This window comes from Sphingobium sp. HWE2-09 (genome assembly GCF_035989265.1).
In the GTDB taxonomy this organism is placed as follows: Bacteria; Pseudomonadota; Alphaproteobacteria; order Sphingomonadales; family Sphingomonadaceae; genus Sphingobium.
The window spans coordinates 1,416,667-1,441,351 of the sequence record NZ_JAYKZX010000003.1 but is presented as its reverse complement, the minus strand read 5'-3'; the positions used below and the strand labels follow the sequence as shown (position 1 = coordinate 1,441,351).

At 64.4% G+C, this 24,685-nt stretch carries 24 protein-coding genes, 1 tRNA gene, 1 other RNA gene and 1 pseudogene; 15 read left to right on the top strand and 12 right to left on the bottom strand.

Features of this window, described 5'->3' with window-relative positions; genetic code table 11:
• Nucleotides 1-14 precede the first annotated feature (14 nt).
• From glgC to glgX, 3 genes are read left to right on the top strand one after another with little or no spacing between them, the layout of a single operon-like run.
• Entirely contained in the window at nucleotides 15-1,274 is a 1,260-nt protein-coding gene (gene glgC, locus U5A89_RS12430; RefSeq protein WP_338161410.1) for a glucose-1-phosphate adenylyltransferase, read from the top strand.
• Nucleotides 1,275-1,281: 7 nt separating this feature from the next.
• Nucleotides 1,282-2,730: a glycogen synthase GlgA gene (glgA, locus tag U5A89_RS12425; RefSeq protein ID WP_338161409.1), complete on the top strand. Its 1,449-nt coding sequence runs from the start codon at nucleotides 1,282-1,284 to the stop codon at nucleotides 2,728-2,730.
• Between the two features lie 2 nt (nucleotides 2,731-2,732).
• Nucleotides 2,733-4,598 carry a glycogen debranching protein GlgX gene (gene glgX, locus U5A89_RS12420; RefSeq protein ID WP_338163039.1) on the top strand — a complete coding sequence of 622 codons (1,866 nt, stop codon included), beginning with the start codon at nucleotides 2,733-2,735 and terminating at the stop codon, nucleotides 4,596-4,598.
• Here glgX and U5A89_RS12415 read toward each other — a convergent pair.
• From U5A89_RS12415 to U5A89_RS12395, 5 genes are all read right to left on the bottom strand, one after another.
• Nucleotides 4,599-4,674: transfer RNA gene (locus U5A89_RS12415), tRNA-Lys, on the bottom strand. It abuts the gene before it with no gap.
• Between the two features lie 42 nt (nucleotides 4,675-4,716).
• Nucleotides 4,717-5,208 carry a 2-amino-4-hydroxy-6-hydroxymethyldihydropteridine diphosphokinase gene (gene folK / locus U5A89_RS12410; RefSeq protein WP_338163038.1) on the bottom strand — a complete coding sequence of 164 codons (492 nt, stop codon included), beginning with the start codon at nucleotides 5,206-5,208 and terminating at the stop codon, nucleotides 4,717-4,719.
• Nucleotides 5,205-5,435, bottom strand: a complete 231-nt coding sequence (locus U5A89_RS12405) for a hypothetical protein (protein WP_338161408.1) — start codon at nucleotides 5,433-5,435, stop codon at nucleotides 5,205-5,207. The genes folK and U5A89_RS12405 overlap by 4 nt, the downstream gene beginning before the upstream one ends.
• The gene (gene aguB, locus U5A89_RS12400; RefSeq protein WP_338161407.1) at nucleotides 5,436-6,284 is read right to left on the bottom strand and encodes an N-carbamoylputrescine amidase; all 849 of its coding nucleotides are present in this window, start codon (nucleotides 6,282-6,284) and stop codon (nucleotides 5,436-5,438) included.
• Between the two features lie 17 nt (nucleotides 6,285-6,301).
• Complete coding sequence (locus tag U5A89_RS12395) at nucleotides 6,302-7,288, bottom strand: agmatine deiminase family protein (protein WP_338161406.1); 987 nt, start codon at nucleotides 7,286-7,288, stop codon at nucleotides 6,302-6,304.
• Nucleotides 7,289-7,385: 97 nt separating this feature from the next.
• On the opposite strand from U5A89_RS12395, the gene U5A89_RS12390 reads away from it, so the two are divergent.
• Complete coding sequence (locus U5A89_RS12390; protein ID WP_338161405.1) at nucleotides 7,386-7,838, top strand: DUF6265 family protein; 453 nt, start codon at nucleotides 7,386-7,388, stop codon at nucleotides 7,836-7,838.
• A 54-nt stretch (nucleotides 7,839-7,892) separates the two neighbouring features.
• Here U5A89_RS12390 and U5A89_RS12385 read toward each other — a convergent pair whose 3' ends face one another.
• Together U5A89_RS12385 and rpsD are read right to left on the bottom strand one after the other, a co-directional pair.
• Entirely contained in the window at nucleotides 7,893-9,563 is a 1,671-nt protein-coding gene (locus tag U5A89_RS12385) for a M28 family peptidase (RefSeq protein ID WP_338161404.1), read from the bottom strand.
• A gap of 132 nt (nucleotides 9,564-9,695) precedes the next feature.
• On the bottom strand, nucleotides 9,696-10,310 hold the full coding sequence (gene rpsD, locus U5A89_RS12380) for a 30S ribosomal protein S4 (RefSeq protein ID WP_169573330.1): 615 nt from the start codon (nucleotides 10,308-10,310) through the stop codon (nucleotides 9,696-9,698).
• A 200-nt stretch (nucleotides 10,311-10,510) separates the two neighbouring features.
• On the opposite strand from rpsD, the gene U5A89_RS12375 reads away from it, so the two are divergent.
• Nucleotides 10,511-10,807, top strand: coding sequence for a chorismate mutase (locus U5A89_RS12375; protein ID WP_338161403.1), 297 nt, complete (start codon nucleotides 10,511-10,513; stop codon nucleotides 10,805-10,807).
• Nucleotides 10,808-10,886: 79 nt separating this feature from the next.
• On the opposite strand, the pseudogene U5A89_RS12370 reads toward U5A89_RS12375, so the two are convergent.
• The 4 genes and pseudogenes from U5A89_RS12370 to rpiB all read right to left on the bottom strand — a co-directional run bounded on the left by U5A89_RS12370 (nucleotide 10,887) and on the right by rpiB (nucleotide 14,361).
• A pseudogene (locus tag U5A89_RS12370) lies at nucleotides 10,887-11,974 on the bottom strand (TrmJ/YjtD family RNA methyltransferase).
• Nucleotides 11,975-12,057: 83 nt separating this feature from the next.
• Nucleotides 12,058-12,519 carry a transcriptional regulator NrdR gene (gene nrdR / locus U5A89_RS12365; RefSeq protein ID WP_338161402.1) on the bottom strand — a complete coding sequence of 154 codons (462 nt, stop codon included), beginning with the start codon at nucleotides 12,517-12,519 and terminating at the stop codon, nucleotides 12,058-12,060.
• An 84-nt stretch (nucleotides 12,520-12,603) separates the two neighbouring features.
• Entirely contained in the window at nucleotides 12,604-13,911 is a 1,308-nt protein-coding gene (gene glyA / locus U5A89_RS12360; RefSeq protein WP_338161401.1) for a serine hydroxymethyltransferase, read from the bottom strand.
• Nucleotides 13,912-13,923: 12 nt separating this feature from the next.
• The gene (gene rpiB, locus U5A89_RS12355) at nucleotides 13,924-14,361 is read right to left on the bottom strand and encodes a ribose 5-phosphate isomerase B (RefSeq protein ID WP_338161400.1); all 438 of its coding nucleotides are present in this window, start codon (nucleotides 14,359-14,361) and stop codon (nucleotides 13,924-13,926) included.
• Nucleotides 14,362-14,463: 102 nt separating this feature from the next.
• On the opposite strand from rpiB, the gene U5A89_RS12350 reads away from it, so the two are divergent.
• Entirely contained in the window at nucleotides 14,464-14,655 is a 192-nt protein-coding gene (locus U5A89_RS12350; protein ID WP_338161399.1) for a hypothetical protein, read from the top strand.
• A gap of 90 nt (nucleotides 14,656-14,745) precedes the next feature.
• Nucleotides 14,746-15,135 (top strand): hypothetical protein, encoded by a 390-nt coding sequence (locus U5A89_RS12345; RefSeq protein ID WP_338161398.1) that lies wholly within the window; start codon nucleotides 14,746-14,748, stop codon nucleotides 15,133-15,135.
• A gap of 262 nt (nucleotides 15,136-15,397) precedes the next feature.
• Here the strand turns inward: U5A89_RS12345 and U5A89_RS12340 are convergent, their stop codons facing one another.
• Nucleotides 15,398-16,054 (bottom strand): alpha/beta hydrolase, encoded by a 657-nt coding sequence (locus U5A89_RS12340; protein WP_155186460.1) that lies wholly within the window; start codon nucleotides 16,052-16,054, stop codon nucleotides 15,398-15,400.
• Nucleotides 16,055-16,206: 152 nt separating this feature from the next.
• On the opposite strand from U5A89_RS12340, the gene U5A89_RS12335 reads away from it, so the two are divergent.
• From U5A89_RS12335 to lon, 8 genes are all read left to right on the top strand, one after another.
• Nucleotides 16,207-17,331, top strand: a complete 1,125-nt coding sequence (locus tag U5A89_RS12335; RefSeq protein ID WP_338161397.1) for a cysteine desulfurase family protein — start codon at nucleotides 16,207-16,209, stop codon at nucleotides 17,329-17,331.
• Complete coding sequence (locus U5A89_RS12330; RefSeq protein ID WP_338161396.1) at nucleotides 17,328-18,416, top strand: cysteine desulfurase family protein; 1,089 nt, start codon at nucleotides 17,328-17,330, stop codon at nucleotides 18,414-18,416. The genes U5A89_RS12335 and U5A89_RS12330 overlap by 4 nt, the downstream gene beginning before the upstream one ends.
• Before the next feature lie 20 nt (nucleotides 18,417-18,436).
• Nucleotides 18,437-18,772, top strand: a complete 336-nt coding sequence (locus tag U5A89_RS12325; RefSeq protein ID WP_338161395.1) for a 2Fe-2S iron-sulfur cluster-binding protein — start codon at nucleotides 18,437-18,439, stop codon at nucleotides 18,770-18,772.
• 2 nt (nucleotides 18,773-18,774) lie between these two features.
• Nucleotides 18,775-19,737, top strand: coding sequence for an SGM family class A beta-lactamase (blaSGM, locus tag U5A89_RS12320; protein ID WP_338161394.1), 963 nt, complete (start codon nucleotides 18,775-18,777; stop codon nucleotides 19,735-19,737).
• 124 nt (nucleotides 19,738-19,861) lie between these two features.
• Nucleotides 19,862-19,959, top strand: an RNA gene (gene ffs, locus U5A89_RS12315) — signal recognition particle sRNA small type.
• A 65-nt stretch (nucleotides 19,960-20,024) separates the two neighbouring features.
• A complete protein-coding gene (locus U5A89_RS12310; RefSeq protein ID WP_338161393.1) occupies nucleotides 20,025-21,635 on the top strand; it encodes a DNA polymerase III subunit gamma/tau in 1,611 nt (536 codons plus the stop codon).
• A gap of 3 nt (nucleotides 21,636-21,638) precedes the next feature.
• Nucleotides 21,639-21,962: a YbaB/EbfC family nucleoid-associated protein gene (locus tag U5A89_RS12305; RefSeq protein ID WP_088185293.1), complete on the top strand. Its 324-nt coding sequence runs from the start codon at nucleotides 21,639-21,641 to the stop codon at nucleotides 21,960-21,962.
• 246 nt (nucleotides 21,963-22,208) lie between these two features.
• Nucleotides 22,209-24,605, top strand: a complete 2,397-nt coding sequence (gene lon / locus U5A89_RS12300; protein WP_338161392.1) for an endopeptidase La — start codon at nucleotides 22,209-22,211, stop codon at nucleotides 24,603-24,605.
• Nucleotides 24,606-24,685 lie beyond the last annotated feature (80 nt).

The following is a 24,685-nucleotide window of genomic DNA, read 5'->3' as shown; positions in this document are numbered from 1 at the left end:
TGAGGAGAGGCTTAATGCAGACGAGACATCAGCCGATCGCGCGCGACGCCATGGCCTATGTGCTGGCGGGCGGACGCGGCAGTCGGCTGGCCGAACTGACCGACAAGCGCGCCAAGCCCGCCGTCCATTTCGGCGGCAAGGCGCGGATTATCGATTTCGCCCTGTCCAACGCGCTCAACAGCGGCATCCGTCGCATCGGCGTCGCCACCCAATATAAGGCGCATTCGCTGATCCGGCATCTCCAGCGCGGCTGGAACTTCCTGCGCCCCGAACGCAATGAAAGTTTCGACATCTTGCCCGCCAGCCAGCGGGTGTCGGAAAGCCAATGGTATGAAGGGACGGCCGACGCCGTGTTCCAGAATATCGACATCATCGAAAGCTATGCGCCCGAATATATGGTGCTGCTGGCGGGCGATCATGTCTATAAAATGGACTATGAGCTGATGCTGCAACAGCATGTGGACAGCGGCGCGGACGTCACCGTCGGCTGCCTGGAAGTGCCGCGCATGGAGGCGGTCGGCTTCGGCGTCATGCACGTGGACGAGCAGGACGTGATCACCGCCTTCATCGAAAAGCCCAAAGACCCGCCCGCCATCCCCGGCCAGCCCAATATAGCATTGGCCTCGATGGGTATCTATGTCTTCCAGACCCGCTTCCTGATCGAACAATTGCGCCGCGACGCCGACGACCCCGCCAGCAAGCGCGATTTCGGCGGCGACATCATCCCCTATATCGTCAAGCATGGCAAAGCGGTCGCGCATCGCTTCTCCAGCAGCTGCGTCCGCGCCGAAAGCGAGCTGGAACCTTATTGGCGCGATGTCGGCACGATCGACGCCTATTGGCAGGCCAGCATCGACCTGACCGATGTCGTCCCCTCGCTCGACCTTTACGACCGCAGCTGGCCGCTCTGGACCTATTCGGAAGTCACCCCGCCCGCCAAATTCGTGCATGACGAAGATGGCCGCCGCGGCTCCGCGACATCCTCGCTGGTGGCGGGCGGCTGCATCGTGTCGGGATCGTCGCTGCACCGCAGCCTGCTCTTCTCCGGCGTGCGCACGCACAGCTTTTCTTCGGTCACCGAAAGCATCATCATGCCCGATTGCCAGATCGGGCGCGGCGCGCGGCTCCACAAATGCGTGCTGGATTCGGGCATCATCATCCCTCCCGGCCTCGTCATCGGCGAACATCCGCAGGAGGATGCGCTACGCTTTCGCCGCACCGACAGCGGCGTCTGCTTGGTGACGCAGCCGATGATCGACCGGCTGGCAGCCTGACCGACCCATGACGATCAAGCTGCTGGCGGTCGCGTCCGAAATCTATCCCCTGATCAAGACCGGCGGGCTGGCCGATGTCGTCGGCGCTTTGCCGGGCGCGCTGGCGGGGCAGGGCGTTGCGGCCCGCACCCTGGTGCCGGGCTATCCCGCCGTGATCGCGCGACTGGGCAAGGCCAAGGTCGTGCGCCGCTATGACAGTCTGTTCGGCGCGGCGGCCAGCGTGCTGGCGGCGCAGGTCGATGGGCTGGACCTGCTGATCCTGGACGCGCCGGATTTCTTCGCACGCGAAGGCGGTCCCTATGGCGATCATGGCGGCAATGACTGGATCGACAATTGGCGGCGCTTCGCGGCGCTCTCACGCGTCGGCGCGGACATTGCGGCGGACGGTGTGAAGGGCTGGCGGCCCGACATCGTCCATGTCCATGACTGGCAGGCGGCCATGACCGTCGCCTATATGCGCTTCGGCCCGGCGGCGCCTGTGCCCAAGGTCGTGACGATCCACAATCTCGCTTTCCAGGGACGCTTCCATGCCGATATCTTTCCGCATCTGGGTCTGCCACCCGAAGCCTGGGGCGTGGACGGCGTCGAATATTATGGCGGCACCGGCTATCTGAAGGCGGGCCTAGTGTCCGCCGACGCGATCACCACGGTCAGCCCCAGCTATGCGCAGGAAATCCGGTCGCCAGCAGATGGCATGGGGCTGGACGGCCTCATCAACGGGCGGGTCGACCGGCTGCACGGCATATTGAATGGCGTCGATACCGATATCTGGAATCCGGCGAACGACAGTCTGATCGCCAAGCCGTTCAGCGCGCGGGCGATGGGCGGCCGGGCGGCAAACCGTCGCGCACTCGAACGGCGGTTCGGGCTGGACCCTGACGATGCGTCGATCGCCATCATCGTCAGCCGCCTGACCTGGCAGAAGGGCATGGACCTGATGATCGAAGCGGCCGAACATCTGGTCGCGTCGGGTGGCAAGCTGGCCGTGCTGGGATCGGGCGATCACCCGCTGGAGGGCGCGTTGCTGGGCGCGGCGGACCGGCATCGCGGGCGGATCGGCGTACAGATCGGCTATGACGAGCCCTTGTCCCACCTGATGCAGGCGGGCGGCGACGCCATCCTCATTCCCTCGCGCTTCGAACCGTGCGGCCTGACCCAGCTTTATGCGCTGCGCTATGGCTGCGTGCCGGTGGTGGCGCGGGTCGGCGGGCTGGCGGACACGGTGATCGACGCCAATGAAGCGGCGGTGGGGGCTGGTGCGGCCACCGGCATCGTCTTCCCGCCGTCCGATCCGCTGGCGCTGCATGGCGCGATCAACCGGCTGATGGAGCTGCACGCTGACAAGACGGCATGGCAGGCGATCCAGCGCGCAGGAATGCGCGCCGATTTCTCCTGGACCAACAGTGCCGCCAAATATGCGCAACTGTATCGCTCGCTGATCGCGGAGGCGGCGTGACGATGGGGCCGATGGTCAGCGCAACCGGCACGCGCTTTACGGTCTGGTCCCCCGAGGCGACGCAGCTTTGGCTTTGCCTTTTCGATGACGCCGATCGCGAAACCCGCATACCGATGCTGCGCGATGCGGACGGATGTTGGCACGCCGAGGCGGCAGGCGTCGGCGCGGGCGCCCGCTACGGGTTGCGCGCCGATGGTCCCTATGATCCGGAGGCGGGCCTGTGGTTCGACCCCGACAAGCTGCTGCTCGATCCCTACGCCCAGGCGATCGACCGGCCGTTCCACTATGATCCGACGCTGGGCACACCACGCGGCGAGGGCAGCGACACCGCGCCGCTGATGCCCAAGGGTGTGGTGATGGCGCCAGCCACGCCGCTGCCGCCGGAGCCGCCCCGCTTCGCGCCCGGCGGCCTGATTTACGAAGTGCAGGTGCGCGGCTTCACGATGCTGCACCCGGACGTCCCGTCAGCGCAGCGCGGCACGATAGCCGCCCTGGCGCACCCGGCCATCATCGCACATCTCAAAAGCCTGTATGTCTCAGCAATCGAACTCATGCCGATCAACGCCTGGATCGACGAGCGGCATCTGGGACCGCTGGGTCTGACCAACGCCTGGGGCTATAACCCGGTCAGCTATTTCGCGCTCGATCCGCGACTGGCGCCCGGCGGCATGGCCGAACTGCGCGACACCGTGGCGGCGCTGCATGATGCGGGCATCGGCGTCATCCTCGACATGGTCTATAATCATGACGGCGAAAGCGATGCGCAGGGACCGACCCTGTCGCTGCGCGGCCTGGATGCGCGCGGCTATTTCCGCCATGACACCGATGGGCGGCTGATTAATGACACGGGCACCGGCAACAGTATCGCCTGCAACGCACCGATCGCGCGCCGCCTGATCCTCAATTCGCTGCGCCATTTTGTGACGCTGGCCAGGATTGACGGCTTCCGTTTCGACCTTGGCCCAGCGCTCGGGCGGATGGCGGACGGTTTCGATCCACACGCCCCCCTGTTGCAGGAGATGCGCGCCGATCCGATATTGGCCGACCGCATCCTGATCGCCGAACCATGGGACATCGGGCCGGGCGGCTATCAACTGGGTCATTTCGGCGAGGGCTGGCTGGAATGGAACGACCGCTATCGCGACGACATGCGCCGTTTCTGGCGCGGCGACGCGGGCATGCTGGGCGCCCTGGCGACGCGGCTGGCCGGATCGTCGGACATCTTCACCGGCAGTGCGACCCGCAGCGTCAATTTCCTTGCCGCTCATGACGGCTTCACCCTGGCCGACCTGACCGCCTACGAACAGCGCCACAACGACGCCAATGGCGAAGAGAATCGCGACGGCCACGGCGAAAATTTCAGCTGGAACAACGGCGTCGAAGGGCCACGCGACGATGCCACCGTAGAGGCCGCCCGCACCCGCGATATCAAGGCCTTGCTCGCCACCCTCTTCGCATCGCGCGGCACGATCATGCTGACGGCTGGCGACGAATTCGGCCGCACCCAGCAGGGCAACAACAATGCCTATGCGCAGGACAATGCGATCGGCTGGATCGACTGGGAAGGGCGTGACCGCGATCTGGAGGCACATAGCTTCGCGCTGGCGGCGCTGCGTGCGGACACGCCCGACCTGCACGGCGTCACCCTGCTATCCGACGCCGATGTCGAATGGCTGGATTACGAAGGCCAGCCTCTGACGGTCGCGCAATGGGAAGACCCGGCCCGCCGCCGCCTGACGCTGCGTTACCGTGCGAGCGGGGTAGTCGTCTGCATCAATGGCGACGCGGACACCTGCCAATTCCATCTATCGAACGAAGATATCGAGGTAGGTGGGCGCTCCGTCGCACTGTTTCGACCGGAGCGATAATGGTGAGTCCAGCTGGGTTCGAACCAGCGACCTACTGATTAAAAGTCAGTTGCTCTACCGACTGAGCTATGGACCCCCTAGGCGGTGGAGGCTGCCCTAAAGGCGGCGGCCCCGCTGGTCAACTCTTTGACGCGGCTTTTTGCAGGCGGGCGTGCAGATGACGCACACGGATTCCCAGAAGCGGATCACGCCAGTCCGGCACGATCGCCAGCAGCGGCGTCAGCACGAACGCGCGCGTCCGATAGGCGGCATGGGGAATGGTCAGCGCACGGCTGCGCCATAGGCCGCCAGACCAGAGGATGATGTCGATATCGATGCTGCGCGCGCCCCAGCGGCGATGACGGCGGCGGCCCAACCGCTTCTCGATGCCCTGAAGGAAGGCCAGCATAGCAGGGGGCGGCAACGCGCTTTCGACCAGCATCGCACCATTGGCGAAGCGGCGGGTCGACGGCCCGATCGGCGCGGTGGCAAGGATCGGCGCTACGCCCAGAACCCGCATCTCCGCGCCGATCAGCGCGACCGCTTCCGCCAGCAACCGGACAGGCGTGCGCCGCGCGGACAGCGGCCGGTTCGACCCTAGCGCCAGCGCATAAAGATAGGGCGTGGCTATCGCGCCCCGTCCCTGGCCTGCGCCTTCATCTGCGCATAGGCGGCTGCGCGCGCGTCCGGATCAAGCGACAATAGATAGCGCGCTGCATCCTTGTAGCGCAGGAATGGCCGCTCGTCCGCCATAACCGGGAGGGTGCGCCCATTATAGAGCCGCTTCAACAGGCGCTTCTGCGGTCGGCTGAGGTCGTCGCCTTCCGCCTCCACCATCTCGCTATCGGTCTCGCTCACTCAGATATCCTGCGCGATGCGGCCATACAGGTCCGGCCGCCGATCGCGGAAAAAGCCCATGCCCGCGCGATGCGTCCGCGCCTTCGCCAGGTCCAGCGTCGCTACCAGCGCGCCCTGGTCCTTCGCGTCGGCTTCGGCGGCGAAATCGCCCCATTCGTCGGTGATGAAGCTGTAGCCGTAGAAGACCTGGCCTTCCTCGTCCCCGATCCGGTTGGCGGCGATCACCGGCATACAATTGCTGACCGCATGGCCGATCATTGCCCGCCGCCACATGCGGCTGGTGTCCAACTCGCTGTCATAGGGTTCGGAACCGATCGCGGTGGGGTAGAAGAGCATCTCCGCCCCCATCAACGCCATGCAGCGCGCGGTTTCGGGATACCATTGGTCCCAGCAGATGCCGACGCCGATCGTGCCATATTTGGTCGGCCACACCTTGAAGCCGCTATTGCCGGGGCGGAAATAATATTTCTCCTCATAGCCCGGCCCGTCGGGAATATGGCTTTTGCGATAGACGCCCATGATCTCGCCCTCGTCATCGATCATGGCGAGCGAATTATAATGATGATGGCCGTCGCGCTCGAAAAAGCTGGTGGGGATATAGACGCCCAGTTCCTTCGCCAGCTTGCGCATTTCCTGCACGGCAGGATGGCTGTCGGTCGGCTGCGCATTGGCGAACAGCGCCTCATCCTCTTGCCGGCAAAAATACGGCCCTTCGAACAATTCCGGCGGCAGGATGATCTTCGCGCCGCGCATCGCGGCCTTGCGTACATGGTCAGCGACCTTGGCGATATTCTCGCCCATATCGTCGGAAAAGCTAAGCTGAAGCGCGGCTACGGTAACTTTGGTCATGTCTGTCCCTGAACTTATCAGACGGATGGCATCTGCTGGCTGCAACAATGGAAGCTGCCACCGCCCGACAATATGGCATCGCTGCGCAGCCCGACAATATCCCGCCCGGGAAAGAAGGGACGGAAGGCGTCGAGCGCGGCCTGATCGTTGGGCTGACCATAGATCGGCACGATGACGGCGGCATTGCCGACATAGAAATTCATATAGCTGGCCGGGATCGCCTCCCCATCCACCAGCACCAGGCCGGGGGAGGGGATGTCCACGACCTCCACGCCATGCGCCTGCGCGCGCGTCCGCGCATCGGCGTAGATCGCCGCATTGGGATCGTCCTGCGTCGTCGCGATCGGCAGCGCCAGCGTACCTGGCGCCACGAAGCGCGCCAGATTGTCCACATGCCCGTCGGTATGATCGTTCAGCAACCCATTGCCCAGCCACAGCAGGTCGGACAGGCCCAGGCTCCCCGCCAGCAGCGTCTCGATCTTGCCGCGATCCAGATCCGGGTTGCGGTTGGGGTTGAGCAGGCATTGCTCGGTCGTGACGAACAGGCCGCTGCCATCGGTATCGATAGCGCCACCTTCGAACACCCAATTCTGGGTCGATACAGGCAAGCCAGTTGTCGCCGCCAGCCGCGCGCCGATATCCTCGTCCCCCGGCATCTGATATTTGCCGCCCCAGCCGTTGAAGCCGAAATCGACCAGCGCCCGGCCTCCCGCACCATTCAAAACCGCGATCGGCGCGGTATCGCGCAACCACACATCGCCCAGCGCCTGCACGACGATAGTGACGCCCGGCGCGACCAGCGCCCGCGCCGCCGCCGCATCGCCTTCGTTCGCGACCACCAGCCGCACCTCTTCGCCTTTGCCATCGGCATGCAGCGCGCTGGCGAAGGCCGCGATCTGCGCGCGCGCCTCCTCGAACGCGCCGGGCCATTCGGCGGGGTTGGTCGGAAAGCCGATCCAGGTCCAGTCGTGCGGCGCCCATTCGGCGGGCATGCGGAAAGTCATGGCTTTTGTCCTTGCTCGACCGGGGGGCGATCCGTGATAGCGGGATTATGCGCGCTCCATAGCGTGCCGGACAGTGTCTGGACAGAGGGCTGAGGCGATGAAGACAATAGTGGTAAAGATCGCAACGCTCTTATTGCTGGGGCTGTCCGCCGGGGCCAGCGCGGGCGAATTGCCCGACTGGCTGACCGGGGAATGGCTGCAAAAGCGCGACGATCGCTGGACCGAAGAGGTCTGGACGCTGCCGCGCGGCGGGACGATGATCGGCGTTGGTCGCACCGGGCGCGGCGAAACGCTGCGATCCTGGGAAGTGCTGCGCATCGTCCGCGCGGCGGACGGATCGCTCACGCTCCATGCGTCGCCGGAGGGCGGAGCCGTCACCATCTTCCGCGCCGTGGCGGAAGGCGTACGCGACATCAGCTTCGCTAACCCCGACCATGATTATCCCCAGCGCATCCGCTACTGGCGCGAAGGGCGACTGCTGATGGCCGAAACCGCGAAAATGGACGGCAGTCAGGCGCAGAATTGGACCTATACCCCGGCGGGGGAGTGATCGTCGCGCCTCGGAAAGGCCGTGCTCCCGCGCAGGCGGGAGCACGGCAGCCTCCTATTTCCCCGCCCGATCCTTGTCCCGAATAGCCCGAAACTCGTCGCCGACCACCCAATTGGGCCAGTCGCTTGTCGTCGCCAGATCGCGCCCGACGCTGTAATAGAGCTTCAAATCCGCCAGCACCCCGGCCCAATCCCAATTGGGATCATATTCGTCCTTGGGACCATGATAGCGGTTCTTGGTATAATCCTCCGCCGCGGCCAGGCCCGCCGCCGTGCCACCCTTCACCAGATCCTCGCCGCCCTCAAAATAGAGCATCGGCAGGCCATATTTGGCGAAGCTGAAATGGTCGGAACGATAGTAGAAGCCCTTTTCCGGCGTCGGCTCCAGCGTCGCAACCCGGCCCTGCGCGGCAAGCGCCCGGTCGAGATAGGCGTCGAGCTGCGACTTGCCCTTGCCGATCACCACGACATTCTTGGCAAGCCCCGCGACGCTCAGTGCATCCATGTTCACGCCGCCCACCGTCTTGGCGAAAGGGAAGACCGGGTTCTTGCCATAATAGGCCGATCCCAACAGTCCCGATTCCTCGCCCGTCACTGCCAGAAATACCTGGCTGCGGTCGGTCGGCCCGGCCTTCACATTGGCCTGCGCCAAGGCGACCAGCGCCGCGGTGCCGGTCGCATTGTCCACCGCGCCGTTGCAGATATCGTCGCCGTCGGGCGCCGCCTGGCAATGGCCCAGATGGTCCCAGTGCGCGCTATAAAGCACATATTCGTCCGGCCGCGTCTTGCCGGGCAGCAGGGCCACGACATTCTTCGAACTATGCTTGCGCAGGTCGTTGTCGAAAGACAGGCTGGCCTTCACCCCGGTCAGCGGCACCGCCTTGAACCCCGGCTTCTTCGCCGCCGCCATCTGCGCGTCCAGGTTCAGGCCCGCACTGGCGAACAGGGCGGCCGCCTTGTCCTTCTGGATCCAGCCGATCGCCTGGCTCTGGTCGGCATTGCCATTGGCGCTGTCGGCGACATGCTGCGCCCCGGTCCAGCTCGACTGCACGACATTCCAGCCATAGGCGGCGGGCACCGTGTCATGCACGATGATCGCGGCGGCCGCGCCCTGCCGTGCGGCTTCCTCGAACTTATACGTCCAGCGGCCATAATAGGTCATCGCCCGGCCATTGAACGGCCCGGTTAGCCCTTGGGTCTCATAGTCGGGGTCATTGACCAGGATGACGACCGTCTTGCCCTTCACGTCCAGTCCGGCATAGTCGTTCCAGCCCTTTTCCGGCGCATGGATGCCATAGCCGACGAAGACGACGGGGCTGTCCTTGATCGCGATATGTTTTTCAGTGGTGCGATATGTGCCCACGACCATCTCCGGACCATAGGCGGCGGAGACGGCGCTCTTGCCGCCTGTAAACGACAGCGGCGACACATTCTTCGCGCTGATCTCTACCAGCGGCACGTCCTGAAACCAGCTGCCCTTATTGCCAGGTTTCAGGCCCAGCCTGGCAAATTCCGCGGACAGCAGCGCGAGCGTCTTTTCCTCCCCCGCCGATCCGGGGGCACGCCCTTCATAGGCGTCCGACGACAGTTCCTTTACCAGCCGCTTCATCGTGTCGATCGACGGCTCGACCCCCTTGGCGGCTGAAGACTTGGCAGGCGCGGCAGGGACAGCGACCGGCGCAGACAGGGCAAGAATGGCGGCAATCGCCGTAATGGAGCTACGCATGGGGACACCCTCTGTTTTACGATCGGACAGATGTGCCACCGTGCGGAGGGTCGCGCAAGAATGTTGCGCACAAAGAAAAGGGCGGCTCCTTCGCAGGGCCGCCCTTTGTCGTATCGCTTGGTTGAAAACCGATTAGCGCGAATAGAATTCGACGACCAGGTTCGGTTCCATCTTCACCGGGTAAGGCACTTCATCCAGCGTCGGCACGCGGACATAGGTGACCTTGGTCGCGCCGTCGGGGGCGACATAGTCGGGGATGTCACGCTCGGCCAAAGCCTGTGCTTCCATCACCAGCGCCATTTCCTGCGCCTTCTTGCCCAGCGTGATCTCGTCGCCCGGCTTCACCAGACGCGACGCGATGTTGCACTTCACGCCGTTCACATAGATGTGGCCGTGCGACACGATCTGGCGCGACGAGAAGATCGTCGGCGCGAACTTGGCGCGGTACACGACGGCGTCCAGGCGGCGTTCCAGCAGGCCGATCAGGTTCTGGCCGGTGTCGCCCTTCATGCGGCTCGCTTCGAAATAGTTCTTCTTGAACTGCTTCTCGGTGATGTCGCCATAATAGCCCTTCAGCTTCTGCTTGGCGCGCAGCTGAATGCCATAGTCCGAAACCTTGCCCTTGCGGCGCTGGCCGTGCTGGCCGGGACCATATTCGCGCTTGTTGACAGGCGACTTGGGACGGCCCCAGATATTCTCGCCCATGCGACGGTCGAGCTTGTACTTGGCGCTGGTGCGCTTCGTCATGGTAATTCCTTACAATAGCTAACAACTAAGCCCACCCTGAAAGGGCGAGCATCATTCCCGGTATCGCCTACGTCCATTTTTCAGGGGCAGGGCCACCGCTTCACCGGGATGCGGGACCAATCGCGAAGGCGCGCCTATGACCATAAGGGGGCGATGAGTCAAGCCTCGACACGCGGACGGCGGCGGCTTAATCCAGCGCCATGAATCCCGAAAGCTACTCCACCATGACGCAGGTCCGTGCGGGCGTCGATAATCTCGACCGGCAGATCGTCGCCCTGCTCGCGCAGCGCTTCGCCCATATGCGCGCCGCCGCCCGGATCAAGCCGGATCGCGACGCCGTCCGCGACGAAGCGCGCAAGGCGGAGGTCATCGCCAATGCCTGCGCCGAAGCGGAGGCTTTGGGCGTGCCATGCGACCTGATCGAGGCGGTGTGGGAGCAACTGGTCGAAGCGTCGATCGCGTACGAGATGGCGGAGTTCGATCGGACGCGGGAATAAAACTCACATCCGTTCGGTTCGAGCCTGTCGAGAACATGTGCTACCTTCTCGACGGGCTCGAACCGAACGGAGACTGGGTTCAACGTTCCCGCGGCCGCGCCAGATGTGACAGCACGCCGCGCAGCGTCCGCACTTCCAGATGGTTCCAGCCCGGCTTGGTCAGCAGGTTGCGTAACGTCAACCGCGTCGCACCGGCGCGGTCGGGCGGGAAGAAATAGCCGACCTTGACCAGTAGCGCATCCAGCTGCCCGATCATCCCTTCCAGTTCCTCCTGCGGCGCCGGTTCGCCAAGGTCGGTGATGGTCGGTTGCACAAGGTCAGCCTGCTTCGACCATTCATAGGCGCACAGGATCACCGCCTGCGCCAGGTTCAGCGATCCGAACTCCGGATTGATTGGCACGGTCAGGATCTTGCGCGCGACCGCGACATCCTCCGTCTCCAGCCCCGACCGTTCCGGCCCGAACACATAGGCGCAGCGGCCCTGCGCGGCATGGACTTCGCGCGCGGCTTCCTCCGGCGTCACGACCGGCTTGGTCACGCCGCGCTTGCGCACGGTGGTGGCATAGACATGCGCGCAGTCCGCGACCGCATCCGCCAGCGTCTCATAGACCTGCGCCTGATCCAGAATGAAGTCCGCGCCCGCCGCCGACGGCCCCGCATCGGGATTGGGCCAGCCATCGCGTGGGCTGACCAGCCGCATTTCGGTCAGCCCGAAATTCAGCATAGCCCGCGCGGCCTTCCCGATATTCTCGCCCAATTGCGGGCGGACCAGGACGATGACGGGGGAGGGGGAGGAGTAAGGATGGAGTTCATCATATCATTCTTTTGAACAGCCTCTCCCTCCGTTCGCCCTGAGCGAAGTCGAAGGGCGTCACTGAGCGAAGGCGAAGTGTGGGAAATAGCGGCTTTTTTCAACTTATCCCAATCTTCCGCGATGAGGGCTTCTTTCTTATGGCGTGACCATCCCTTGATCTGAAGCTCGCAAGTGAGTGCCTCGGCGCGCGTCTCAAATTCTGCAGACCAAACCAGTTCGACCGGACGGCGATCGAAGGTATAGCCTTTGATCAACCCGGATTGATGCTGTGCTATCCGCGTCTCAAAGCTGTCCGTATGGCCAGTATAATAGGAGCCATCCGAACAGCGCAGCATATAGGTGTGAAAGGTCATCGCGGATTAGGACCTCGCTGCGCTCGGTCGAGCCCTTCGACTTCGCTCAGGGCGAACGGATGGAGAACTGGACGCAGCACCCCTCACTCCCGCCCAACCTCCTTCACCGTGCTCGCAAATTCCTCGAAATCCTTGGCGTCGGTAAAGTCCTTATACACGCTGGCGAAGCGGATATAGGCGACGCTGTCCAGGCGTTTCAGCCCTTCCATCACCAGTTCACCGATCGCGCGAGCGGGCACTTCGCTGTCGCCGCTGGTTTCCAATTGACGCTGAATGCCGGAGATCAGCTTTTCCAGCCGACTGGGATCGATCGGCCGCTTGCGGCAGGCGATGCCGATGGAGCGGGCCAGCTTGTCGCGCTCGAACGCTTCCTTGCGCCCCTCGCTCTTCACCACCCAGATATCGCGCAACTGGATACGCTCGAACGTGGTGAAGCGCGCGGCGCAGGCTTCGCACTGGCGGCGGCGGCGGATGGCGTTGCCATCCTCCGTCGGCCGGCTGTCCTTCACCTGGCTGTCTTCATGGGCGCAGAAGGGGCAGCGCATTTATATAAACTCCGTTCGTTTCGAGCGTGTCGAGAAACGTCTGCGCGAGCGTGTCTCGACTTCGCTCGACACGAACGGCTTGGTTTACCCCTGATAGATCGGGAACCGCGCCGTCAGCCCCAGCACCTTCTCACGCACATGCGCTTCGACCTGCCCATCGCCTTCGTCGCCGTTGCGCTTCAGCCCTTCTACGACCTCCGCGATCAGGCGGCCGATCTCGCGGAACTCGTCCTCCCGGAAGCCGCGCGTCGTGCCCGCGGGCGTACCCAAACGGACACCCGAGGTGACGAACGGGCTGGCCGTGTCGAACGGCACATTATTCTTGTTGCAGGTGATGAAGGCGCGATCCAGCGCCTTTTCCGCCGCCTTGCCCGTTGTGTTCTTAGGCCGCAGGTCGACCAGCATCAGATGATTGTCGGTGCCGCCCGACACGATCGACAGCCCGGCATCGGCCAGCGTCTCGCTCAAAGCGCGGGCATTGGCGACGATCTGATGCGCATAGGCCTTGAACTCGGGCGTCAGCGCTTCCTTGAACGCCACCGCCTTGGCCGCGATGATGTGCATCAGCGGGCCGCCCTGCAGGCCGGGGAAGATCGCGCTGTTCAGCTTCTTGGCGATCGCCTCGTCATTGGACAGGATGATGCCGGACCGTGGGCCACGCAGCGACTTGTGGGTCGTGGTGGTTGTGACATGGGCATAAGGCACCGGCGAGGGATGCGCGCCGCCCGCGACCAGGCCGGAGAAGTGCGACATGTCGGCCAGCAGATAGGCGCCCACTTCGTCGGCAATCTCGCGGAACCGCTTGAAATCCCAAACGCGCGAATAGGCGGTGCCGCCGCAGATGATCAGCTTGGGCTTGCTCTCCCGCGCGATGCGGGCGACCTCGTCCATATCGATCAGATGATCGTCGGGGCGCACGCCATAGGCGACCGGGTTGAACCACTTGCCCGACATGTTCACCGGCGACCCGTGGGTCAGGTGGCCGCCCGACGACAGGTCCAGGCCCATGAAGGTATCGCCCGGCTGCAACAGCGCCAGGAACACGGCCTGGTTCATCTGGCTGCCGCTATTGGGCTGCACATTGGCGAAATTCGCGCCGAACAATTCTTTTGCGCGCTCGATCGCCAGCGTCTCCACGACGTCGGCATATTCGCAGCCGCCATAATAGCGCTTGCCCGGATAGCCCTCGGCATATTTGTTGGTGAAGATCGAACCGGCGGCTTCCAGCACCGCCTTGGACACGATATTTTCGGACGCGATCAGTTCGATCTTGTCCTGCTGGCGCTTCAGTTCATTGCCGATCGCGCCGAAGATTTCGGGGTCCGCGCTGGCGAGGTTTTCGCTGAAGAAGCCGTCCTGACGGATGGCGGGGGCGAGGGTGTCGATGCTCATCGAAACGTCCTTTCAGAGCGCGGGCTGGGAGAGTTTGTCGACGCGGCCACTATGGCGGCCACCGCCGAAATCGGTGGTAAGGAACGCGGTGACGCAGGCTTTCGCCATGTCCACGCCGGTCAGGCGCGCGCCCATGGCAATGACATTGGCGTCATTATGTTCGCGCGACAGCGCGGCCGACAAAGGCTCGCCCACCAGCGCGCAGCGGCAGGCCGGATTGCGGTTGACCGCGATCGAAATGCCGATGCCGGAGCCACAGAGCGCAATACCGCGTTCCGCCGCGCCCGATGCGACCGCTGACGCGAGTTTGTAACCATAATCGGGATAATCGACGCGGTCGGCGGTCGCGGGACCAAGGTCGGCGACCTCATGCCCTTCGTCGCGCAGCCACTGCGCAAGCTCCGCCTTCAGGTCGATGGCGGCATGATCGGAAGCGATGGCGATTTTCATGGCGGCTGGCCCTGCGTCCATGGGGTGATTCGTTCTGCGCGCCTCATAGGGGGAGAGGCGGGCAATTGCCACCGTCCAGCTTGCCGACTATGGCATGGCCGCATGGCTGGTACGATTTTATCGATATTGATGCTCGCGGGCGTGCTGCTGACCGGCGGCGGCATCTATGCGATCGTGAAGAAAGGCGACCGCAAGCGCGGTGGCCTGATGATCCTGGCGGGCCTCGTCATGTTCGGCAATGTCGCGATCAGCGCGATCCCGGGACCGGACCTGCCTGCGCTGGAGCAGAGATAAGCCGGCCCATTGCGATGTGCGCTAACCGGTTTGCTGGGGCGTGCGCCTCTGGTAAGGTGGTGCATGCGCATCCGATCGGCCTCGACTATCTTGACCCTATTCAGCGGGTTGCTCGCGACGCCCCTTATCGCGGCAGCGCTGCCGCCAGCCGTCGTGCCCACGCTTTCCCAGGTCCGTGGCCTGTCCTGCACCGGCGATGATCGATCGGTCAGGGAGATCGTGATCGACTTCACCGCAGGCCGCTGGCGCGAAGGCGGCCAGGGCTGGACCAAGATCGCCGCGCAGGACGATGCGACGATCACCCTGGTGCAGCAGGGCGGCGGCATCATCAGCGGCCTGCTCAGCGACACGCGGCGGCTGGAACGGCTCGACCGATCGACCCTGATCCTGTCGACCGAACTCCATGCGGGCTTGATCGACGAAGTGCGCTCCTACCGCTGCCAGATCGTCGAGCCGTTCGACGCGAAGCGGCGGATTTAGGACGGCGTGAAAGCGGTCGATCGGGAACCGGCTAAGAGCGGACAATATTCCCCCTCCCGCTAGCGGGAGGGGGTTAGGGGGTGGGCCTGCGCCACGTCGGAAATGCCCACCCCGCTGCGACTAAATTCGCTACGCTCATTAAGTCTCGCTGCCCCTCCCGTTTACGGGAGGGGCAGAGTAACCGACAGTCTGCTTCCAACTTAAACCTCACAAAAAAAGGCCGCCTCATGGGCGGCCTTCTTCGTTCGGTTATGCCCTATCCTCAGCGGATCGGCGAATCCGGTGACAGGCGCATGTCGAGATAATTGTCGACCGACTTCATCAGCTGGTCCAGCTCATGCTCGAAGAAATGGTTCGCGCCGCGAATTTCGTCATGATGGATGGTGATGCCCTTTTGCGTGCGCAGCTTGTCGACCAGCTTCTGCACGGCGCTTGCCGTCACCACTTCGTCCGACGTGCCCTGCACGATGATGCCTGATGAGGGGCAGGGCGCCAGGAAGGAGAAGTCGTACATGTTGGCGGGTGGCGCGACCGAGATGAAGCCGCGGATTTCCGGGCGGCGCATCAGCAACTGCATGCCGATCCACGCGCCGAAGGAAAAGCCCGCGATCCAGGTGGTCTGCGCTTCGGGATGGAAGCTTTGCACCCAATCGAGCGCGGCCGCCGCGTCGGACAATTCGCCGATGCCGTTGTCGAACGTGCCCTGGCTGCGACCCACGCCCCTGAAGTTGAAGCGCAACACGGCAAAGCCGCGCTTTACGAAGGTCTTGTAGAGCGCCTGGGTGATGCGGTCGTTCATCGTGCCGCCGCCCTGCGGATGCGGGTGCAGGATCATGGCGACCGGCGCACGCGGGCGGGGCGGGGGGCTGAAACGGCCTTCGAGGCGACCTTCGGGTCCGGGGAAAATGACGTCTGGCATGGCACCTGTTATCGTTCTGGGCCGCCTGGCTCGGATGAGCCGACAGCGAATGGATGCGGATCGCGCGCACCGTTTCGGCTAGTGCTGGCGCTGCGCGGCAGACCGCCTATATAGAAGCCGCCGCCATTTCCGCAATCAATGAGTAACGCCGCTTGGCTGCCGACCGTCTTTATCTCGATCACGCCGCGACCACGCCCATGCTGCCCGCCGCGCAGGCGGCGATGGTAGAGGCGATGGCGAACTGGGCCAATCCGTCCAGCCCCCACGCCGACGGCCGTGCCGCCCGCGCCGCGCTGGAGGATGCGCGGGCGCGTATCGTCGCAGCGCTGGGGTGGACCGGACATGTCCTTTTCACGTCAGGCGCCAGCGAGGCGATCGCCATCGGCCTGACCCGCGCGAAGGCCGGGCGGATCGTCACCTCGCCGGTGGAGCATGACGCCGTCTTGCGCGTGACGAAGGACGCTGAGCGGCTGGCGGTGGATAGGAATGGCCTCGTCCTTTCCCCCCGTCATTCCCGCGAAAGCGGGAACCCATCTCCCACCCCATCCCCAGATGCAGCGCCGGAGATCGATCCCCGCCTTCGCGGGGATGACGATCGAGGAGAGGGAAGAGCGCTCCTCGCCATCCAGCACGTCAACAACGAAACCGGCGTGATTCAGCCGCTCGACGCGATCGCCCGCAACGGCGCGATCCTGTTTGCCGACTGCGCCCAGAGCGCAGGCAAACTCCCGCTGCCGGACGCGGACATGATCGCGATCAGCGCGCATAAATTTGGCGGCCCACCCGGCATCGGCGCGCTGCTGATCCGCGACCTCGCCCTGATCGAACCGAGCGGCGGGCAGGAACAGGGCTATCGCGCCGGGACCGAAAATCTGCCCGCCATTCTCGCCATGGCCGCGGCGCTGGAGGCGCGCGAGAACTGGCCGCCCCGCGCCGCGCAGATGCGCGCTCGTTTGGACGCAGGCATAGAGGCGGCGGGCGGCATCATCGTCGCGCGCAATGCGCCGCGCTTGCCCACCATCGCCAGCTACCGCATGCCCGGCCTGTCGGCCCGCGCCCAGCTGATCCAATTCGACATGGCGGGCATATCGGTGTCGGCGGGCAGCGCCTGTTCGTCCGGGTCGCTCAAGACCAGCCATGTGCTGGGCGCGATGGGCTGGGACGAGGATGTCGCGTCGCAGGTCGTCCGCGTCAGCTTCGGCCCGCAGACGTGCGACAGCGACATGGACAGGTTCCTCGCTGTCTGGGGTGCCATGATGCAAAGAGCAAGCCGTTGATCTATCTGGATTATCAGGCGACGACGCCGCTCGCGCCCGAGGCGTTCGACGCGATGGTCCCGCTCTTGCGCGACCAGTTCGCCAACCCCCATAGCGCCCATCGCCTGGGCCGCGCCGCCGCCGCGCAGGTGGAAGTCGCGCGTGACGAGATCGCCCGGCTGCTGCCCCCCGACGGCAAGCTCCTCTTCACCTCCGGCGCGACCGAAGCGCTCAACATCGCGATCCAGGGTGCGCCGCCCGGCGGCATCGTCACGATCGCGACCGAACATGCCGCCGTGCTGGATACGACCGAAGCAATGGCCCGGGCCGGGCGGGATGTGACGGTCCTGCCCGTCGGCCCGGACGGCCTCGTCGATCTGGAGGCCGCCGCCCGCGCCATCGTTCCAGGTGTCGCACTCGTTGTCGCCATGCTCGTCAATAACGAGATCGGCGTGATTCAGCCCGTCGAGGCGCTCGCCGACCTGGCGCACCGCGCAGGCGCGCTGTTCCTGTGCGACGCGGTGCAGGGCTATGGCCGCGTGCCCATCCCGCCATCCTGCGACATGGTCGCGATCAGTGCGCACAAAATTCATGGTCCCAAGGGCGTCGGCGCGCTGTGGCTTCGCGATGGCGTACGACCCGCGCCGCTGATCCATGGCGGCGGGCAGGAGGGCGGCCTGCGCTCCGGCACGCTCTCGCCCGCGCTTTGCGCCGGTTTCGGCGTCGCCGCGCGACTGATGCGCGAACGCGCCGACGCCGACCGCGCCCATGTCGAAAGCCTAGCCGCGCTGGCCCGCACGCTGTTCGCCGACTGGACGCTCAACGGGTCCGACATCCACCGCTATCCCGGCAATCTCAATCTGCGGCGCGATGGAATCGACGGGGCAAGACTGTTGTCCTATTGCCGCAATGTTGCTTTTTCGTTGGGAAGCGCTTGCGCAAGCGGGTCCGGGCGGCCTAGCCATGTGCTGCGCGCGCTGGGCCTGACGGACGGCCAGGCGCGCGGATCGGTGCGGATCGGCTTTGGCCGCTACACGAGCCGGGACGAGATGGAGAGGGCTGCAACAACATTGAACGAGGCGGCAGCCGCACAAGCGGCGCCGTAATAGGGAGCGCACGCATTAGCATGACCAGGGTCACCTTCATCAGCGCCGATGGCGAGAGACGACAGGAGGTTGACGCACCCACAGGATCGGTGTTGCTCGATATCGCCCAGGCGGCGGGCCAACCGCTGGAGGGAACGTGCGAGGGGCAGATGGCCTGCTCCACCTGCCATGTCATCATCGACGCCGACGATTTCGCCAAACTCCCGCGCGCCAGCGAGGATGAAGAGGATATGCTGGATCTCGCCGCCGCCGCCACCCGAACCAGCCGCCTAGCGTGCCAGATTCTGCTGGACGAAAAGCTGGACACTTTGACCGTCCGTATCCCCGGTGAGTTCAACAATATGCAGGGCATGTGACCGTGAAGATATTGACCGCTTGCATCGCGCTGGCCCTGCTCACCGCGCCGTCGATCGCCGCCGACAAGAAAGCGCCGCCCAAGGCGCCCGAACCCACCGGCCAGTTGGATTCGGTCCTGCCACCCGCGCCCCGCTATCTCGTACCGCAATCGGCGTTGACGTCGGTGCGCAATCCGGCGGAGATCGAGAAGGAAACCGGCGGGCGACTGGGTGTGGCGCTGGTGGACAAGAGCGGCGCGCTGCTGCTGGGTTTCAACCGCGACGAACAATTCGCGATGTGCTCGACCTTCAAGGCACCGCTGGCCGCCGCCGTGCTGATCGGCGCGGAGGGCGGCAAGTTCGGGCTGGAGGGGGAAATCCCGTTCAGCGGCGACGATATCCTCGACTATTCGCCCGTCGTGAAAAAGAACAAGAAGCGCGGCCGCATGAGCATGGGCGAACTGGCCCAGGCGGCGGTCGAGGTCAGCGACAACAGCGCCGCCAACCTGCTGCTGCCGATGCTGGGCGGGCCGGACGGCCTGACCGCCTTCATGCGCGCCCATGGGGATACGATCACGCGGCTCGACCGCAACGAACCGTCGCTCAACGAAAATGTCGAAGGCGACCCGCGCGACACGACCTCGCCCGCCGCGATGGCCGGGTTGATGGGCCGCCTGCTGTTCCGCGACATGAAGCCGACGAGCGTCGACAGGCTGCGCGCCTGGCTCAATGCCAGCAGCACCGGCGACAAGCGGATCAGGGCGGGCCTGCCCGAAGGCTGGACATCGGGCAGCAAGACCGGCAGCTGCGGCACCGCCTATAATGACGTGGCGCTGGTGAAATCGCCCAATGGCGACGAATATATCCTGGCCATCTATCTCGACCGCCCCACCGTGGACGCCAAAAAGGCCGAAGCCGCCATCGCGGAAACGGCGCGCGCCGCGCTCGATTTCGTCGGCAAGGCGCAGAAGAGCGGGTTGGAATAATTTGTGGCGTGTTCCCGCGAAGGCGGGAACCCAGTCCCGCCGTCTCAACTGGGTTCCCGCCTTCGCGGGAACACGCCTAGCCCAAGCCCCCTTGCCATCGCGCCACCACTTCGCCATATGCCGCGCCGGGAGTCGGGCGGACGTGATCGTCGCGAACCTGGTCAGGTCCTGACGGAAGCAGCCACAGTGATTTCGTCACGGGTCGTTCCGGCTCCCACCCTCCACGCTTCATCCAGCCCAAATCTTCCAGCTTCGACAATAGCCTCCTGAACGGCTAGACCCTATCCATGTCCGATTCCCCGCAGCCCTACCGCGTCCTGGCGCGCAAATATCGACCGCGCAGTTTTCGGGAGCTGATCGGGCAGGATGCGATGGTCCAGACGCTGGGCAACGCGATCAAGCGGGGGCGACTGGCCCATGCCTTCCTGATGACCGGCGTGCGCGGCGTGGGCAAGACCTCCACCGCGCGGCTGATCGCCAAGGCCTTGAACTGCATCGGCCCGGACGGGCAGGGCGGTCCCACCATCGATCCGTGCGGCGTGTGCGAACCGTGCGTCGCCATCGCCGAGGGTCGGCATATCGATGTGGTGGAAATGGACGCCGCCAGCCATACCGGCGTGGACGATGTGCGTGAGATTATCGAGGCGGTGCGCTATGCCGCCGTGTCGGCGCGCTACAAGATCTACATCATCGACGAAGTCCATATGCTCTCCAAAAACGCCTTCAACGCGCTGTTGAAGACGCTGGAGGAGCCGCCGGCCCATGTGAAATTCCTGTTCGCCACGACCGAAGTGAACAAGGTGCCGGTGACGGTGCTGTCGCGCTGCCAGCGCTTCGACCTGCGCCGCATCCCGGCCGAACTGCTCGCCGCCCATTTCGCCCATGTGGTGGAGGCCGAAAGCGTCGCGGCCGAAGCCGATGCGCTGGCACTGATCGCGCAGGCGGCCGAGGGATCGGCGCGCGATGGCCTCTCCATCCTCGACCAGGCGATCGCCCATGCGGAAATGGGCGACGGTGCCGCGCCGATGGTCACCGCCGCGCAGGTGCGCGACATGCTGGGCCTGTCCGATCGCGGATCGGTGCGGCGTCTGCTGGGCCTGCTGCTGGAGGGCGACACCGCCGCTTTGCTGGGCGCGGTGCGCGATCACTATGCGCTGGGCGTCGAGCCGCTGGCGCTGATGCGCGGCCTGCTGGAACTCACCCATGCCGTGACGCTGGTCAAGGCGGGCCGCGATATCGTCAGCCCCGGCCAGTCCGCCGAAGAGCGCGACGCGCTGGCGGAATGGGCGTCGCAACTGGGCTTCGCGCCGCTCCATCGCCTGTGGCAATTGTTGCTCAAGGGGCATGACGAGGTGGCTAGCGCCATCCTGCCGATCGAAAGCTGCGAAATGGCGCTGTTGCGCGTCATGCACGCAGCCACCATGCCCGACCCTGGCGAACTGGCGCGGATGCTGCGCGAAGGCGCGCCCGCTGCCCCGGCGTCGGCACCGGGCGCACCGCCCGCTGCTCAGTCACCCAGCCCGTCCGCCAGCCTGCCCGCCACCTTTCCCGACCTGATCGAAGCCTTCTGGCAGAAGGGCAAGGGGCAACTGGCGCAGGAACTGCATGATTGTATCGGACTGGTGCGCTATGCGCCGCCCGAACTGGACTATCGCCCGACCCCGCAACTCTCGTCGGACTTTGCCACGCGGATGCTGCCGGCCCTGCGCGACGTGACCGGCGTCGCCTGGAAACTGGCGCAAAGCGATGCCGGCGGGGAACCGACCCTGCTGGAACAGGAACAGCGCAAGGTGGCGGATGCCCGCGCCGACATATTGGAAACCCCGGTGGTCAAGGCGGCGATGACTGCCTTCCCCGATGCCGAGCTGGACGATACGCTCGAACAATGGAGTGCTTGAGATATGAAAGATTTGAACGAAATCCTGGGCATGGCGAGCCGTGTTCAGGAAGAATTGCAACGCGCGCAGGATAATCTGGACAAGCTGGAAGTCGAAGGCGCAGCGGGCGGCGGCCTGGTCAAGGTGCGCGCATCGGCCAAGGGCCGCATCCTGGGCGTATCGATCGACGACACGTTGATGGCCCCGTCGGAAAAGCCGATCTTGGAAGACCTGATCACCGCCGCCTTCAACGACGCGCGCAAGAAGGCGGACGAAATCAGCAACGCCGAAATGGGCAAGATGACCGCAGGCCTGCCACTGCCCCCCGGCTTCAAGCTGCCCTTTTGATGAGTTGGCCGCACCAGCCCTCTCCCCACCCGGCCACCCATATGATGCTGCCGTTGGGTGGCCGGGTGGGGGAGAGGGCTGGTGCGGTTCCGAAAATGCGCGGCAGCGTATTTTCCAAACGGCGGATCGATCACCTTCGGTTCATCGTTTCGCCATATGATAGCTGGCAATTGATTGCTGCGACGGGCATCCCCATAATGGCGATGAACCGTAGGAGAGGGCCGCTTCTTCGGCCCCGGAGACTGAATGACTGAGCAATATCCCCTTCTGCCGCTGCGCGACATCGTCGTCTTCCCGCAGATGATCGTCCCGCTTTTCGTCGGCCGCGACAAGAGCGTCGCTGCCTTGGAAGCCGCGATGGAAGGATCGAAGGAAATCTTCCTGGTGTCGCAACTCGACCCGGCGGAAGATGATCCGGGCCGGGATTCGCTCTATGATACGGGCGTCGTGGCGATCGTGTTGCAGTTGCTCAAGCTGCCCGACGGCACCGTCCGCGTCCTGGTGGAAGGTAAGCATCGCGCCCAGCTGGCGTCGATGGACGCGCAGGACGGCTATCTAATCGCTCATGTCGATGACGTGCAGGAGATCGTCGCGGACGGCCCCGAAGCCTCCGCGCTGATGCGCTCTGTCGCCGAACAGTTCGAAAATTACGCGAAACTCAACAAGAAGCTGCCTGCCGAAACACCGGTCCAGCTGCGCGAGATTGAGGACGCCGGTCGCTTGGCCGACGCCGTATCCGCGAACATTAACGTCAAGGTGTCCGACAAGCAGTCGCTGCTCGTGGAGGCCGACCCGGTCAAGCGCCTGGAAATGGTGTTCGCTTTTATGGAAGGCGAACTGGGCGTGCTCCAGGTCGAAAAGAAGATCCGTGGCCGCGTGAAGCGCCAGATGGAAAAGACCCAGCGCGAATATTATCTCAACGAGCAGTTGAAGGCGATCCAGCGCGAGCTGGGCAACGGCGAAGGTGAGGAAGGCGACGAACTCGCCGAACTGACCGAGAAGATCGCCAAGACCAAGCTGAGCAAGGAAGCCCGGTCCAAGGCGACGGCCGAGTTGAAGAAACTCAAAGGCATGCAGCCCATGTCGGCGGAAGCCACGGTCGTGCGCAACTATCTCGACGTGCTGCTGGGTCTGCCCTGGGGCAAGAAGGGCAAGGTCAAGAATGACCTCAAAAAAGCGCAGGATATCCTGGACGAGGATCATTTTGCGCTGGAAAAGGTCAAGGACCGGATCATCGAATATCTCGCCGTCCAGGCGCGCACCAATAAGCTGAAAGGCCCGATCCTTTGCCTCGTCGGCCCGCCGGGCGTCGGCAAGACCTCGCTCGGCCGCTCGATCGCCAAGGCGACAGGGCGCGAGTTCGTGCGCCAGTCGCTGGGCGGCGTGCGCGACGAGGCCGAAATTCGCGGCCACCGCCGCACCTATATCGGCTCGCTGCCAGGCAAGATCGTCACTAACCTTAAAAAGGCGGGGACGATGAACCCGCTGTTCCTGCTGGATGAGATCGACAAGCTGGGTCAGGATTTCCGCGGCGATCCGGCGTCCGCGCTGCTCGAAGTGCTGGACCCGGAACAGAACAGCAAGTTCCAGGACCATTATCTGGAAATCGACGTCGATCTTTCGGACATCATGTTCGTGACGACCGCCAACTCGTTGAATTTGCCGCAGCCTTTGCTCGACCGCATGGAGATCATCCGGCTCGAAGGCTATACCGAGGATGAGAAGGTCGAGATCGCCCAGCGTCATCTGGTCGCCAAGCAGGTCGAGGCGCATGGCCTGAAGGATGGCGAGTTCATCGTCACCGAAGACGCCGTGCGCGACCTGATCCGCTACTATACCCGTGAAGCGGGCGTCCGCACGCTGGAACGCGAAGTCGCGCGCCTCGCCCGCAAGGCTCTGCGCAAGATATTGGAAGGCGCCTATGACAAGGTCGTCATCACGCCCGACAATCTGGCCGACTATGCCGGTGTCCGCAAATTCCGGCATGGCATGGGTGAGGAAGAGGATCAGATCGGCGCGGTGACGGGTCTGGCCTGGACCGAAGTCGGCGGCGAATTGCTGACGATCGAGGCGGTGACCGTGCCCGGCAAGGGCATGATCAAGACGACCGGCAAGCTGGGCGAAGTCATGAACGAATTGGTGCAGGCCGCCTTTTCCTACGTGCGCGCCCGCTCGCCGGGCTATGGCATCAAGCCCAGCATCTTCAATCGCAAGGATATCCATATCCATCTGCCCGAAGGCGCCGTGCCCAAGGATGGCCCGTCCGCCGGTATCGGCATGGTGACCTGCATCGTGTCCACGCTGACCGGCATCCCCGTGCACAAGGATGTGGCGATGACCGGCGAAGTCACGTTGCGCGGCCGGGTGTTGCCGATCGGCGGCCTCAAGGAAAAGCTGCTCGCGGCGTTGCGCGGCGGCATCAAGACGGTGCTGATCCCGCAGGAAAATGAAAAGGATCTGGCGGAAATCCCGGCCAATATCCGCGACGGGCTGGAAATCGTACCGGTCAGCCATGTGGACGAAGTGCTCGCCCGCGCGCTTGCCTCCGTTCCCGAAGCGATCGCCTGGACCGAAGAGGATGACCTTGCTGCCCAGCCCAGCAATGGGCCGGGCCGCGACAGCGATCCCGCGCTGCGTCATTAAGTCAAGCCGAAACCGGCGGATAGCCGTTGGTTTCGGCATATTTCGTGCAAGCGGGCGCAAATTTCGATCGAAGCGAAGGA